The following is a 14470-nucleotide window of genomic DNA, read 5'->3' as shown; positions in this document are numbered from 1 at the left end:
CCTAGGGTAGCCTCATGCCGAATTTCATCGACCAGGCCCGCATGGTGCCGCGGGTTGCCCTCCTCTCCACGCGGGCGCCCCGGGATCCGGCCAAGGCCTGGGAGGGATACTGGAGCCGCGTGCGGCAGACCGGTGCCGGCGGAGAGGTGTTGTGGGACTCGGTTTCGGACACTGAATGGAACCAGTACGAAGGTCTCATTCAGAAGTGGATGGACCTCACCCTCCCCGTTGTCGACGTCGGATGCGGCAATGGGACGTTCACGCGGCGGCTGGCCGGCGTTTTTCCGCTCGCCCTCGGCGTCGATGTCGCCCGAAGTGCGGTCGACCGGGCTGAACTGGAGTCAGCCGGTATTTCGCGAACCGAATACCGTGCTGCAGATTTCACGACAGCGGGCATCGGGGCGGTGATTCGCGCGGAGTTCGGACCGGTGAACGTCTTCGTCCGCGGCGTGCTTCACGTCCTCCGGAAGGACCAGCAGCGGGCGCTCGCGCGGAACCTCGCTGATCTTGTTGTGGGCAATCCGGGAAAAGTGCTGCTGACCGAGACGAACTTCCGGGGCAATCCGCTTGCCTACCTGCAGAGCCTCGGTGCAACTCCGGGCGATATCCCCGAGCAGCTTGAGCGTGCCATTTCCGGCATTCCCGCGCCCGGCCGTTTTGGTGCCGGAGAGCGGGCGGCAACCTTTCCAGCAGGGGATTGGCACGTGGACGGAGAAGGCCCGGTCACCATCGAAGCGGTCACCATGACGGCGGGTGGACCGACCGCCATCCCGGGCTATTACGCGATGCTCAGCCGCCCGTGACTGCGGGGACACCGCGAGGAACGATCGACGGCGGAAAAGCGACCCTCGAACTCCGGGCGGACGGCATTGTGCACCTGACCTGGATCCGCGGCGTCCGCATCGAGGAGCAGGATGCCCGTGCCGCGATGAAAGCGGTCGACGCGCTGTGCCAGGACGATTCGCACCCCATGCTCGTGGATATGGAAACCACCGAAGCCGTGAGCCGGAGCGCACGAAGCGTCTTTTCCATTCCATGTGCGGCGTCACGCATCGCTCTCCTGGGAAAGTCCCCCGTGGACCGTCTGCTCGCCAACTTCTTCCTCGGGGTGCACACACCGCCGTGCCCCACGCGTTTCTTCACGTCGCGGGCCGATGCAACGGCGTGGCTGCTGGACCCTGCTGCCACGCACGAACCCGGCTAGTCCACCCCGAGAGCGGGCACCTGCATCCCGAACTCCCGCTGCAGCGCGAGCTTCGCGGCATGGAACCCGGCCATTCCGTGGACTCCCGGACCCGGAGGGGTGGACTGGGAGCAGAGGTAGACGCCTTTGAGCGGCGTTGCCCACGGTTGCACTGACGGAACGGGCCGCGCCAGCATCTGACGCAGGGTAACGGCACCGCTGCCGAAGTCGCCGCCCACATAATTGGCGTTATAGGTTTCCAGTTCGGCCGCCGTCGTCGTATGGGTGGCGACGACGACGTCGCGGAAGCCCGGCGCGAAGCGCTCGATCTGCCGGGTGATCGCTTCGGTCATGTCCCTTGTCGAACCGCTGGGGACATGGCAATAGGTCCAGAGCGTGTGGCGCCCCCCGGGAGCGCGCGTGGGATCGAACGTCGACGGCTGGGACACCAGGACGTAGGGACTGTCGGGATGCCTGCCCGCCGCGACTGCCGCCTCCCCCGCGGCGATTTCGGCCCTCGTGCCCCCCAGATGGGCCGTTCCTGCCCGGGCCACTTCGGCATTGGCCCACGGCACAGGTCCGGAAAGGATGTAGTCGACCTTGCACGCAGCGTTACCGTATCGAAAACGGCGAAGGGCGCGTTCGTAGGCGGCCGGAAGCCGGCCCCGCGCAAGGCGGGCCAATGACTTCGGCGCGACGTCGAGGAGAACCACTTTCGCCGCGCCGAGCTCAGCCAGGGAATCGATGCGGCTGTCCACCACCACCTCTCCGCCGTGCGCCCGGATATCTGCAGCCATCGCGTCCACGATGACCTGGGAACCGCCCACCGGGATCGGCCAGCCGACCGTATGGGCGAGGAGGCCGAGGGCGAGCCCTGCCCCTGCCGCGGTCAGCGATGGAAGCGGCCCCACGGGATGCGCCATGACGCCGGTGAGCAGTGCGCGTGCCTCGTCGGTGCGGAACCGCCGGTTCCAGAGGGGGGATCCCTGGTCCAGTACCGCGAGCCCGAAACGAAGCGCCGCTTCCGGCTTCTTCGGCATGCGGAGGAAGGAGTTCAGTGCGAAGCCGAGGATCCCCTCCTCGCGCTCCGTCAGGGGTTCCATCAGCCGGCGGTACGCGTCCCCGTCAACCCCCAGTCCCTCGACCGTGCGGTCAAGGCTGCGGTAGGCGACCCCGGCTCGACCGGAATCGAGCGGATGCGCAAAGGAGACCTCCGGCACTGCGAAACCAATACGCTCACTGATGCCGAACGCCCGGAAGAAGGGCGATGCCAGTGCCATGGGATGGACGGCGGAGCAGAAGTCGTGGAAGTGCCCGTCCTCCATCAGTTCGAGCGTGCGTGATCCTCCGCCGATGGTCGGCGACGCCTCATGGATACGGACCGTGAGCCCCGCACGGGCCAGGACGACGCCGGCCGCCAGCCCGTTCGGTCCGGACCCGACGATCTCGACGTCAGCCATGGGAGCGCTTGCGCCGCACATCAAGCACTGCAGCCACCGCGCGGTAGCGGAGGGGATGCAGAGGAATGTCGTAGGTGGTGGGAATGGTGACCACGTTCTTCGAGAAGTTGCGTTTGAACGTGGTGACGTTGATGAGCTGCGGGTAGTTTTCGCTCACGATGCCCGTGAGCCCGCAACTGGTGGCTCCGGCTTCCTTCAGCAGCCGGAATGCTTCCCAGAGGAGCAGATAGGGAGCAAATGTGCGGCGCGCGTCCAGAGTGCTGCCCGCGAAGTAGTACACGGCATGGCCCCGGTACTGGGTGGTGATCAGCCAACTGGTGGCCTTGCCATCGGAGTAGGCGACCAGCAGTCCGGCATAGCCGGCGAGCTGCGTCAGGAACGTCTCGTAGTAGGAGGAATCGAAGCTCTGGAACGCATCCCGCTCGGCGGTCTCCTGCAGGATCGGAAAGAGTTCGGTCCGGAAAACCGCGGTCCATTCCTCCTGGGGGATGTTTCGGACCTCAACCCCTTCCTTCCGGGCACGGCGGATGCTGTTCCTTGCATTGGGGCGGAAGCCGGCCAACAGGGCCTTCTCCTCGGGCCGCAGGTCGACGACGATCTCCCGCTCATACCACCCGTGCTCCAGCGGACCAGTGGCAGGCGGCTGCAGCGTTGCGACCTGCATGCGCATGTAGAGGGGCGAGGCGTCGTCATCGGCCCGGAACTGCTGGCGGAGGGTATGCATCAGCACGCGCTCGGCCGCCGGAGTCCTCTCGCTGAACCACACCGGACCATTGACCACCACCAGCGACTCCCGGAACCGGCGCTGGATGCGGAGGAAGCTCGCAATGGCGACGAGCGTGCCGTTCGAGTCGCGGTAGGCCCAGGTCCCGAAGGGCTGTCGCCCCAGTGCGGCCTCGAAGCGGGCCCATGCCGGCGTCTGTTCAAGGGGGATTCGAATCTCGGGACGGCTGTCCGCGATGGCATCGAACTCGGCTTCTTCCAGCTTGTCGTAACGGAACAGCGTTGCACTCACGTCAATTCTTTCGCTGGGGAACCTGGCGACCCCAAGCCTACCCGAGCCCCTTGGCCCATCAGCTGGTCGACGGGACGCCAACCGGGCGCTTGAAGAGGACGAAGCGATCGGCTGCCCTGTCGAAGGGGCCCCCGCTGGGGTCATCGATCCCGGCCCGGCGAACCGGATCCGAACCCGGGTCGAGCACCTCGAGCACCACTCTCAGCAGGATGTATGCAGTGAGGAGGATGTGCCCCGCCACCGCAAGGGCGTAGTAGAGGAGGTCGATGTTGGTGTAGATGGACCCTCCGCTCGTCGTGAAGGCGAGATACATCCAGACCGCCCACCAATGCATCACCTCCGCCAGTTGCCAGACGGCAAAGGTCCTCCACCGGGGATAGGCAAGAGCAACGAGCGGCACGAGCCAAAGGGCATACTGCGGCGAGTACACCTTGTTGAGGAGGATGAATGAGCCCACGATGAGCAGGGCGAGCTGCACTAGCCGGGGCCGCCTGGGTGCAGCCAGGGCAAGGACGGCAATGCCGACGCACGCGAGAAGGAACAGGACCGCGCCGGCTCCGTTGATGAGGTTCGGGGAGAGGATCTGAAAGCCGAGGCGCTCAGCGAAGGCGTTATAGAGGTACCAGACGGAGGAGAACCCGGGCTCCCGTTCACTGCTGAAGCGAAGGAAGTAGGCCCACGCTGAATAATCCCGCAGCAGGAAGGGGACATTCACCGCCAGCCAGGTCGCCCCAAGCGCACCGACGGTGACGATCGCCGCCCTCCATCGTCCGGACCGAACCGCTAGGAGAACGATTGCTCCGAGGATCAGCACGGGGTACAGCTTGACCGCAGTGCCCAGCCCGAGGAGGATGCCCGCGGCAATCGGTCGGTGACGCGCGAAGGCCAGCATGCCCAGGGTTGCGAAGAGAACCGCCCACAAATCCCAGTTGATGGTGCCCGAAACGATGATGACGGGAGCTACCGCCACCATCGTGGCATCCCATGGTCGTTGGTTGGCCAGCCGCATCGTTGCAAGGACCGTCAGGATCCACACTCCGGCTATCAATATGGCGTTGAGGTCGAAGTACTGAAGAGTCCTGGCTCCGCCGTCGAGACCCGTTTCCTCGCCCGGGGCCACGAGGAGGGCCGTCAGCCCGGCAAGGAGTCCCAAAAGCACCGGGTATTCGAAAGGCGCGTCCAGGCTGACGAAGGGAAAGTTGCCCGCGCCGAGGCTCCTGCTTTGGAAGAGTTCGGGCCAATCGGAGTAGCACGCCCGGTAGAACTGTTCGGGCGTGGTCCAGCCGCCGGTCCTGCAGGGAGTCTTCACCGCGACAGCGGCAAGGGCGGCCATCGTCGTGAGAAGGATGAGCACGCGCTGGATGGTGAAGAAACCGGGCGCTACGAGACCGGGCGCGCTGTGCCGGCCCATCGGGCCGCCGAGAACCTCCGTCAGCCGGGCGAGTAGCGGATCGGCACGCGATGGCACGCTGATCCGGCGGGGCGCCCGCCGACCGGTCTTCGACGTCATGGTCCGAGCCTATCGCTCGTGACCACTAACATCTGCCCCACCGGTCTACAGTGCCGACCCACGTAGACTGGTTGTTCCACCCCGCCCCGAGGGCGACCCAAGGTGGATCAATTTCTGGGCTTCAGAGGAGAACTGTGGGAAACAACCCCATCCGGGTAGCAATCATCGGAGTCGGCAACTGTGCGGCGTCGCTCGTCCAGGGCGTGCACTACTACCGGGACGCTGATCCTTCGGGGACGGTTCCCGGCCTGATGCATGTCCAGTTCGGCAAATACCACGTGAACGACGTCGAGTTCGTGGCGGCGTTCGACGTCGACGGCAAGAAGGTAGGCCACGATCTCGCCGAAGCGATCGGCGCGAGCGAGAACAACACCATCAAGATTGCCGATGTCCCTCCCACCGGTATCATCGTTCAGCGCGGCCACACCCTTGACGGCCTCGGGAAGTACTACCGCGAAACGATCGTCGAATCCGATGAGGAACCCGTTGACATCGTCGGACAGCTGAAGGCCACCCGGGCCGATGTCCTGGTCTGCTACCTGCCGGTCGGCTCGGAACACGCTGCCAAGTACTACGCCCAGTGCGCCATTGACGCGGGTGTAGCGTTCGTCAACGCCCTTCCCGTCTTCATCGCCGGCACCAAGGAGTGGGCGGATAAATTCACCGAAGCCGGCGTGCCGATCATCGGTGACGACATCAAGAGCCAGATCGGCGCAACGATTACGCACCGCGTCATGGCGAAGCTCTTCGAGGACCGTGGGGTGACGCTCGACCGGACCTATCAGCTGAATGTCGGCGGCAACATGGATTTCAAGAACATGCTGGAGCGCGACCGCCTCGAGTCGAAGAAGATATCGAAGACGCAAGCAGTCACCTCCAACGTGAAAGCCGATCTGCACGCGAACGATGTGCATATCGGCCCGTCCGATTACGTCGCCTGGCTTGATGACCGCAAGTGGGCCTTCGTGCGCCTCGAGGGACGTAACTTCGGAGATGCCCCCGTGTCGCTGGAGTACAAGCTCGAGGTCTGGGACTCCCCCAACTCCGCCGGTGTCATCATCGACGCCATCCGGGCCGCCAAGATCGCCCTGGACCGCGGAATCGGTGGCCCGATCCTCTCTGCATCGAGTTACTTCATGAAGTCGCCGCCCCAGCAGTTCGCCGACGACATCGCCCACGAGAAGGTCGAGGCTTTCATCCGCGGCGAATGAGCCGCGGTCCTGGTCAGGCCACCCGGTGGGTGGAAATGTGGACAACCTGTTGATAAGCCCTGCATACGGGGCGCTTTCCTGTGGATAAGCGCCCCGTCGAACGCTAGAACAGGCCGACAGTACTGCCGTCGGCGTCGACGTCCATCCTCAATGCGGCCGGTTCCTTCGGCAACCCGGGCATGGTCATCACGGCCCCGGTCAGGGCCACGATAAAACCTGCCCCGGATTTGGGGATCAGGTCCCGGATGGAGAGGGTGAAGCCCTTGGGGGCGCCGAGGAGCGAGGGATCGTCGGAGAAGGAGTACTGGGTCTTTGCCATGCAGACCGGCAGGTGTCCCCAGCCGTTCGCCTCCAGCTCGTCGAGGCGCCTGCGGGCCTGCGGTGACAGCTCGATGCCGTCCGCTCCGTAGATCTCCTGGGCAATCACCCGGATTTTTTCCTCCACAGGCAGCTCGAGGGGGTACAGGTGCCTGAACTCGACCGGCCGCTGCAGCGCCTTGAGCACGGCGACCGCGAGGTCGTCCCCGCCCGGCCCGCCTCCTCCTTCGCCCCAGACGTCGGCAACCGCGGCCTCGATCCCCTCGCCGGCACACCAGCGCAGCACCCAGTCCAGTTCCTCCTGCGTGTCGGTGGTGAAGCGATTGATCGCCACGACCGGCTCGATGCCGAACTTCTCCACGTTCCGGACGTGCCGCAGCAGGTTCGTCGTACCGTCCTGCAGCGCCTCCGTATTGGGCATTGCAAGGTCGGTCTTTGCGACTCCGCCGTGCATCTTGAGTGCACGGATGGTCGCAACGACGACGACGGCGTCCGGCGCCACGTCGGCGGACCGTGCCTTGATGTCCATGAATTTCTCGGCTCCGAGATCCGCCCCGAAACCTGCTTCCGTTACGACGATGTCGGCCAGCTGCCGGGCGGTCCGCGTGGCAATGACCGAGTTGCAGCCGTGCGCGATATTCGCGAAAGGACCACCGTGAATGAGTGCCGGCGTTCCCGCGATGGTCTGGACGAGGTTCGGCTTGATGGCGTCCTTGAGCAGCAGCGTCAGCGCTCCCTCGACCCCGAGCTGCCCGACGGTGACCGGCTGACGATCATACGTGTAGCCGATGGTCATCCTTCCCAGCCGCTCCCGGAGGTCCGGCAGGTCCCTGGCGAGGCAGAAGACGGCCATGACTTCGGACGCGACGGTGATGTCGAATCCGTCCTGGCGCGGTGTCCCGTGGGCGGGGCCGCCCAGTCCGATCACCACTTCCCGAAGGGCCCGGTCATTCATGTCCATCACGCGCTTGAACGTGATCCTCCGGGGATCGATCCCCAGTGCGTTGCCCTGATGGATGTGGTTGTCCACCAGGGCCATCAAGGCGTTGTTCGCCGAGGTTATGGCATGGAAGTCTCCGGTGAAGTGAAGATTGATGTCGTCCATGGGCAGGACCTGCGAATAGCCCCCGCCCGTTGCGCCACCCTTCATGCCGAGCACCGGCCCCAGGGACGGTTCCCGTAGGGCAATCATGACGCGCCGGCCCGCCCGGGCAAGCGAATCAGCGAGGCCGACGGTGCAGGTCGACTTGCCCTCGCCGGCAGGGGTGGGACTCATCGCCGTGACAAGCACAACGCGGCCGGGCTCCTTCGCCCCTGGCGGCCGCAGCCCTGCCGGATCTATCTTGGCCTTGTACCGGCCGTACAGTTCGATTGCTTCCCGGGGGATACCCGCAGCATCGGCTATGTCCTCGATGGGGCGGATGAGGGCGGCTCGGGCAATTTTCAGGTCATTCACGAAGCCAACCTACCAGCGGGTTGCGCCGAATCCGCCTGGAATTGTCCAAGCCCTGCTCCGCGAAGAATGTATTCTGTCAGTGGTATATAAAGGCTGGGGCATACATTGTCGTCCAGTGGCACGGCCACCTCCAGGTGGCCTTCGGCCTCGGAAACGAACAGCCCGGGATCGTTGCAGTCTGCAAAACCAAGAGCGGGGATGGAATTCGCCGCGTATCCCGCCCAGCCATGGTCGGCCACCACCAGATCGGGTGCCGGAAGGCCACGATCCTTGAGAAGCTCGAGGCTGAGCCTCATGGGCTCGGGGGAATGGGTGTGCATCAGATTGCCGTGCTGATGCCACATCAGCACTCCGAAGAGCTGCCGGATATCACCCTGGCGGAAGCGGTTCCCCTCGGGGACCTCCACCACCTCCGCGCCGGCCTGCCGGGCCGCCTCCGCGAGGGCCGCGTGCACCGGCAGCAGCCCGGCCGGATGACCGGTTGCGAACAGGATCCGCTGACGGGCGCGCACTGCCGCCCCGAGGCGTTCGGCGAACCGGTCCAGGGCGGCAACGCACTTGAAGGCGTCGATGGTGTCCTGACCCGATTCGAAGAAGCGGTCGGCACTGATACCGACACGCTCGCACATCAGGTCGAACACGTCGTCGTACGTCCACTCCCTGGTGGTGCGCACCCCGAACTCGAGGTTCTCATCCCCGTCGAGGAACAGCCGGATGTGGCGCAGGTTGTCCTGCCGGGGCGTGGCGACGTTTCCGGTGATGAGGACGGAGTCGAGGTAACGGGCTAGCTCAGTGGGATTCACCCTTCAATCCTAGGCCGGGCCGGCGGGGCCGAAGCTTGGCGGGATCAGATTGCTGCCGCGGGTTCGAACCGCTCGACGGCGGTGCGGTAGCTTTGCGCTGTCAGGAGGGCCGTTCGCTGCCAGCCGAAGGCCAGCGCGTGGATAGCCGCGCCGCGACCGAGGCTCTCTCTCAGTTCGCGGTTGTCGTAGAGCTTCTCGAGTGCTGCCGCCCACCCTCCGGGCAGGTGCCCATCGACGAGCAACCCCGTCCGACCATCACTGATCGCCTGCGGGAGCCCGCCGACATTCGCGGCGAGCACAGGCGTCCCACACGCCTGGGCTTCAAGTGCCACGAGTCCGAATGACTCGCTGTAGGACGGCATCACCACCACGTCCGCCGCACGGAACCAGTGCGCCAGCTGCGCTGCCTGGACCGGCGGGTAGAGCCGCACGGTCTCATGGAGCCCGGCGTCGTCGATCATCGGCTGGAGCTTCAGCGCTTCGGAACCGCTACCCGAGCCGAGGATGCTTGCTGTCAAGCGAATGTCCGGGCGGCGTGCCTTCAGCTCACGGACCGCCGCCACCAGCACCTGCGGCCCCTTCAGCTTCTGGATTCGGCCGGCAAAAACAACATGGAACACCTCCGGTGGGAACTCGAGACGGGAACGCGACCGCTCACGATCCACAGGGTTGAAGGTGGAAAGATCGACGCCCGGCGCAACGACATCCACCCGCTCCCGTGCGGCCCCGTAGAGCGAGGTGAGCTCCGACGCCTCGGTGCTGGTGTTGGCGATGATCCGTGCCGCTTCCCGTGCGAGCGCCTGTTCGCCGACGATGCGGTCGGACGGCTCCGGCGAGACGAGATTCTTCATCCGCAGATTCTTGACTTTAGCCATGGTGTGCATTGAATGCACCAGCGGAATTTTGAGGCTGCGGCTCACTTTCAGCCCGACGGTCCCCGACACCCAGTAGTGGGAATGGAGAACGTCGTAGTGCCCATCCGCCAACAGGTCCGTTACTTCGGAGATGGCATCGGCGAAGGTGTCCGACAGCTCCGGCAACGCTTCCTTCGGCAGCTTCCCGCTCGGCCCGGCAACGAGGTGGTGCACCACGACGCCGTCGCCGAGTTCCTCACGCTTGGACCGGCCGTCGCCGGTTTCGCGTGTGAAGATTTCCACCTCGATGCCGAACCTGGCCAGTTCAAGCGCGACGGATCGGACGTAGACATTCATTCCCCCCGCGTCTCCCGCTCCGGGCTGCTCAAGTGGAGAGGTGTGAAGCGACAACATAGCCACGCGATTGACGGGGGGCACACCTCCTCCTCTCCGGAACTCGTGCTCGTGCAATAGGGGGATACGCCTCCGACTTTATAACGCGACGGCGCCGCACCACATTCCGAAGCAGGAGGGGCCGTGTGGCCCTGGGTGCCCGCCTACTTGATGTACATGCCGTGCTGCGGCAGGACGAAGCGCTGGGCGCCGTCCCAGGCGCTGTCAACCCGCTGGATCCGGATCCGTTCCCACAAGGGCAGGCTGTTCCTGAGTTTCCTGATCGTGAGCCGCACCTCCTTCCGATGGTGGAATCCCGGCATTGGGGCAATTTCTCCGGACTCGGGTAATACCGGCGAAGTCCGGGCAGGCGTCAGGGAACCCGCCATGAAGAACTCGCTTTGTTGTGGAATGTCCTGCTGTAATTGGGCAGAAGAAAGCTGGGAATTGGGCATCATTGTCTTTCAAAAAGGAAGTGGCATAAGAAACTGGAGAAGTGCGATCAGTTTCGAAAAAGGGACGGCGAACGGAAGAGGGCCGAAGCCCGGGATGCCGTGCCGAGCTGGCCGGCGGAGCGCTAGCTGGGCCGGATGACGAAGGCAGGTTCGGTGCCGAGGGTCACGATGCCGCTCGTTGTTGTATTCACAATTCCTACCTCCTGTTCCTGTAGTGTGCCGCTAGCTGAAGTGCCGTGCATCCCACGATCCGGAGATCCTTCGGTTGGGAATGCCCAATGGCATGTAGTAAAGCTACCGTAGAGGAGAAGCGTTAGTACAGTGCTTTCCGAAAAATAGTGCGATTTTTTTCTGACACGCGAATTTGGAGGCGGATCAATCATGGGTTCCCTGCGGGTACGCGAATTGGACGCCCTAAGGTCTTTTGCGCTGTTGGGAATCCTGATGGTCAATGTCTGGTATTTTGCCGACCCCTGGACACTCTCCGGCTCACCGAATCCAACGGATTCTGGCCAGGACACCTTAGTGCACTTCCTGGTCACCGCGCTGTTCGAGGCAAAGTTCTACCTCCTGTTTTCGTTTCTTTTCGGCTACAGCTTCGTTCTGCAGTGGGCCTCAGCCCTTGACGTCTCCGCTCCGATGGTGCCCCGGACGCTGCGAAGACTGGGTTTCCTCGCGATACTCGGAATCCTGCACGGGATCCTCCTGTTCTACGGCGACATCCTGCTGACCTATGCCCTGCTCGGCTGCATCCTGCTCGCCACCAGGGCTGCTGGACCGCGGGCAGCCTTGGGTGCCGGCATCGTCCTCACTGCGGCCTTCGCGTTGCTTCTGCTGCTGGCAGCCCTGCTGATGATCATTGCCGCCGTCATCGAGCCGATTCCGCCGGGGATCACAGAGATTTCGGGAACCGAAACTCCAGTAGTGACGACGTCGCCGGGAGCGGCGCTTGGTGAGAATGCCGCTACCTACCTGCGGATCCTCCCGTCCGTGGTGTTCTTCCAGGGACCGTTGGCTTTAGCGGCGCTGTATGCCGGGGTGGCGGCAGGAAAAGCGCGCCTCCTCGAAAGGCACATTCCCGGCCGGATCCTCCGGAGAGCCCTTCTTGTCAGCCTGCCCCTGGGCCTTGGGGCGGCCACGGCGCAGGCGTACCTCGTCCATTACCGCGGCGGGGATACCTCGACCACGCTGGCCACCGCCATCTCTGTCGCCACCTCGCCGTTGCTCACCGTCAGCTATGCCGCAGCGCTGCTCCTGGCCTTTCGGACACGGTGGGGCGGAAGGCTCCTGCGGGTCCTTGAACCCGCAGGAAGGATGGCCCTCAGCAACTATCTGCTGCAGTCGGCCGTTCTGGCGCTGGTCTTCACGGGTTACGGGTTGCAGCTGACCAACCAGCTACCTCCGCTTCTCGTGGTGTTCGTCGTCGTTGGAGTCTTTTCACTCCAACTGGCGCTCAGCAAGTGGTGGCTCGCCCGCTTCGCGCAAGGCCCGGTGGAATGGGCGCTGCGCCGGGTGACCTATTGGGAGCGACCTGCGCGGATTCAAGACGCGTAATCCGAGGTGGGCACTCCCCGGCGTGACCTACAGGTTCCAGTGGACGATCGCCGGAGTCTGCTTGTCCCAGCCCAGCACGCAGACTGCAGCGGTCCCGAGCACGAAACGCCGCCCCTCGACAGCATTGAAGGCAAGCCAGCGCGCTGCAACGATCCGCAGGAAGTGGCCGTGCGCCACAAGGAGCGCGTTCTGCACCGGTTGCGCCTGCGGATCCCGGTCAGCAGGTGTGCCGCAGCCCGCCTGCACCAGGGAAATAACGCGGTCCGCCCGTTCCGCCACCTCGTGCAGGGACTCGCCCTGCGGCGCTCCGTGCGTCCAGATCAGGTAGCCAGGGTTCTGTTGTCGGATGAGGGCGCTGCTCTGCCCCTCATTGTCGCCGTAATCCCATTCGTGGGCGTAGGGAAGTACGTCGGCGTCCGGAAAGCCGGCGAGCGCCGCGGTCCGGGTAGCGCGCTGCAGGGGCGAGGTGTAGACGGCGTCGAACGCCACTCCCTCGAAGTGCCGCTTCGCCTCGACGGCCTGCCGCTCGCCGTTCCCGGTCAGGGGAAGATCGGTCAGGCCGGTATACCTGCCATCCCGGGACCACTCCGTCTCACCGTGCCGCAGGAGCCACAACCGTGGCAGGGGGGTTCCGGCAGGGGTGAGGTCGGGGGTTGCAGCACCCGTCGACGGAGTCATGCTTTCCTGCTCTCGGAAGGGTGCGCCTCGCACGTTTCCTGGGATTCGGGCTGCCCACTCCACCAGGAACGCAGCCTCGCCTCAGCAATATCCCGTTCGAGGGGCCCGTGTTCCATCCGCTCCTCCATCAGGAATCGGTAGGCCCGCCCCACTACGGGACCGGGACGGATGTGGAGGAGTTCCATGATCGCCGCACCGTCGAGGTCCGGGCGGATCGATGCCAGTTCCTCCTGCTCGGCGAGCACCGCGATCCGCGTCTCGAGGTCATCGTAGGCAAAGGCGAGCCGCTCGGCCTTGCGCTTGTTCCGGGTGGTGACATCGGAACGCGTCAACCGGTGCAGCCGATCGAGGAGCGGGCCGGCGTCGTTGACGTACCGGCGCACCGCGGAATCCGTCCACCCCGCCTCACCGTAACCGTAGAAGCGCATGTGCAGCTCCACGAGGCGTGCTACGGCCTTGATGGTGTCGTTGTCGAACCGCAGTTCCCGCATGCGTCTGGCCGTAAGTTTCGAACCGACGGCGTCGTGGTGGCGAAAGCTCACCGCGCCGCTGGACTCGAACTTCCGTGTGGCAGGTTTGCCGATGTCGTGCATCAGCGCGGAGAACCGCAGAACGAAGTCGGGGGCGGGCACGGCGCCGTCATTCTCCGTTTCCAGAGCGCACGCCTGCTTCAGGACGGTGAGCGAGTGCTGGTACACGTCCTTGTGTTTATGGTGCTCGTCGACCTCGAGGCGAAGGGCCGACACTTCGGGCAGCACATGGTCGGCGAGGCCGGTCTCCACCATCACGTCGATCCCCCTGGCCGGCGCCGGCCCCAGGATCAGCTTCGTCAGCTCGTCCCGCACCCGCTCCACGGAGATTATTCCGATGCGTTCGGCCATCGAGGTCATCGCCTCGAGCACCTCGGGCGCCAGGCTCACTCCGAGCTGGGACACGAACCGTGCCGCGCGCATCATCCTCAGGGGGTCATCGCTGAAGGACGACGACGGCGCGCCCGGCGTGCGCAGGACTCCCGCCGAAAGATCCTTCACCCCGCCCCACGGATCGACGAGCTCGAGGGAGGGCAGTCTCAACGCCATGGCATTGACGGTGAAATCGCGTCGAAGAAGGTCATCCTCAAGGCTCGTCCCGAAAGCGACGGTGGGATTCCGTGAACCCGGGTCGTAGGATTCGGCGCGGTAGGTGGTGATTTCCAGTTGATGGCCGTCCTTGCGCAGACCGATGGTTCCGAAAGCCCTGCCGATCTCCCAGTACGTGTCGGCCCAGCGCCGGATAACGGCAATCGTCTGGTCCGGATCCGCGTTGGTGGTGAAGTCCAGGTCCGGCGAGACCCTGCCCAGGAAGAGATCCCGCACGGGTCCGCCGACCAGGGACAGGTCGAAACCCGCGCTGTTGAAAAGTTCCCCCAGCGCTGGCACAACGGCGGGGAGCGGGGCGGTCAGGGTCGACAAATCCAACAGGTGAGCCATAGTCCTTTAAGGGTGCCAGATCGAATGGGAATTCCCACTACGCCCGCTCGGGGTGACGGAGAGGATCGCATCGGGAAGCAGTTCGACGCCTCGCCGGGCATGCCTCGTCGT

At 64.7% G+C, this 14470-nt stretch carries 13 protein-coding genes; 4 read left to right on the top strand and 9 right to left on the bottom strand.

The window, feature by feature from the left end:
* Positions 1-14: 14 nt before the first annotated feature.
* Both IWX65_RS07970 and IWX65_RS07965 read left to right on the top strand, forming a co-directional pair.
* Complete coding sequence (locus IWX65_RS07970; RefSeq protein ID WP_196881882.1) at positions 15-803, top strand: class I SAM-dependent methyltransferase; 789 nt, start codon at positions 15-17, stop codon at positions 801-803.
* Positions 800-1204, top strand: coding sequence for a DUF7793 family protein (locus IWX65_RS07965; protein ID WP_196881881.1), 405 nt, complete (start codon positions 800-802; stop codon positions 1202-1204). Before IWX65_RS07970 ends, IWX65_RS07965 begins: the two co-directional genes overlap by 4 nt.
* On the opposite strand, the gene IWX65_RS07960 is transcribed toward IWX65_RS07965, so the two are convergent.
* From IWX65_RS07960 to IWX65_RS07950, 3 genes are read right to left on the bottom strand one after another with little or no spacing between them, the layout of a single operon-like run.
* Positions 1201-2643: a phytoene desaturase family protein gene (locus IWX65_RS07960; RefSeq protein ID WP_196881880.1), complete on the bottom strand. Its 1443-nt coding sequence runs from the start codon at positions 2641-2643 to the stop codon at positions 1201-1203. The two genes, IWX65_RS07965 and IWX65_RS07960, sit on opposite strands and share 4 nt — an antisense overlap.
* A complete protein-coding gene (locus IWX65_RS07955; protein ID WP_196881879.1) occupies positions 2636-3658 on the bottom strand; it encodes a lipid II:glycine glycyltransferase FemX in 1023 nt (340 codons plus the stop codon). Before IWX65_RS07955 ends, IWX65_RS07960 begins: the two co-directional genes overlap by 8 nt.
* Before the next feature lie 58 nt (positions 3659-3716).
* Positions 3717-5168 (bottom strand): glycosyltransferase family 87 protein, encoded by a 1452-nt coding sequence (locus IWX65_RS07950; RefSeq protein ID WP_196881878.1) that lies wholly within the window; start codon positions 5166-5168, stop codon positions 3717-3719.
* 134 nt (positions 5169-5302) lie between these two features.
* On the opposite strand from IWX65_RS07950, the gene IWX65_RS07945 reads away from it, so the two are divergent.
* Positions 5303-6379, top strand: coding sequence for an inositol-3-phosphate synthase (locus tag IWX65_RS07945; protein WP_196881877.1), 1077 nt, complete (start codon positions 5303-5305; stop codon positions 6377-6379).
* A gap of 103 nt (positions 6380-6482) precedes the next feature.
* Here the strand turns inward: IWX65_RS07945 and IWX65_RS07940 are convergent, their stop codons facing one another.
* The 4 genes from IWX65_RS07940 to IWX65_RS07925 form a co-directional block, all read right to left on the bottom strand.
* Entirely contained in the window at positions 6483-8153 is a 1671-nt protein-coding gene (locus tag IWX65_RS07940) for a formate--tetrahydrofolate ligase (RefSeq protein WP_196881876.1), read from the bottom strand.
* Entirely contained in the window at positions 8150-8956 is an 807-nt protein-coding gene (locus IWX65_RS07935) for a phosphatase (protein WP_196881875.1), read from the bottom strand. The genes IWX65_RS07940 and IWX65_RS07935 overlap by 4 nt, the downstream gene beginning before the upstream one ends.
* A 44-nt stretch (positions 8957-9000) precedes the next feature.
* Positions 9001-10248: a D-inositol-3-phosphate glycosyltransferase gene (gene mshA, locus IWX65_RS07930; protein WP_196881874.1), complete on the bottom strand. Its 1248-nt coding sequence runs from the start codon at positions 10246-10248 to the stop codon at positions 9001-9003.
* A 119-nt stretch (positions 10249-10367) separates the two neighbouring features.
* A complete protein-coding gene (locus IWX65_RS07925; protein WP_196881873.1) occupies positions 10368-10526 on the bottom strand; it encodes a hypothetical protein in 159 nt (52 codons plus the stop codon).
* Positions 10527-11039: 513 nt separating this feature from the next.
* Here IWX65_RS07925 and IWX65_RS07920 point away from each other — a divergent pair.
* Complete coding sequence (locus IWX65_RS07920) at positions 11040-12212, top strand: DUF418 domain-containing protein (protein ID WP_196881872.1); 1173 nt, start codon at positions 11040-11042, stop codon at positions 12210-12212.
* Between the two features lie 27 nt (positions 12213-12239).
* Here the strand turns inward: IWX65_RS07920 and IWX65_RS07915 are convergent, their stop codons facing one another.
* Together IWX65_RS07915 and IWX65_RS07910 are read right to left on the bottom strand one after the other, a co-directional pair.
* Positions 12240-12890 carry a histidine phosphatase family protein gene (locus IWX65_RS07915; RefSeq protein ID WP_196881871.1) on the bottom strand — a complete coding sequence of 217 codons (651 nt, stop codon included), beginning with the start codon at positions 12888-12890 and terminating at the stop codon, positions 12240-12242.
* A complete protein-coding gene (locus IWX65_RS07910; protein WP_196881870.1) occupies positions 12887-14359 on the bottom strand; it encodes a CCA tRNA nucleotidyltransferase in 1473 nt (490 codons plus the stop codon). Before IWX65_RS07910 ends, IWX65_RS07915 begins: the two co-directional genes overlap by 4 nt.
* Positions 14360-14470: the final 111 nt, after the last annotated feature.

Source organism: Arthrobacter sp. CAN_A214 (assembly GCF_015751955.1).
Lineage (GTDB): Bacteria > Actinomycetota > Actinomycetes > Actinomycetales > Micrococcaceae > Arthrobacter_D.
The sequence above is the reverse complement of the archived record's forward strand: the minus strand, read 5'-3'. Positions and strand labels throughout refer to the sequence as shown.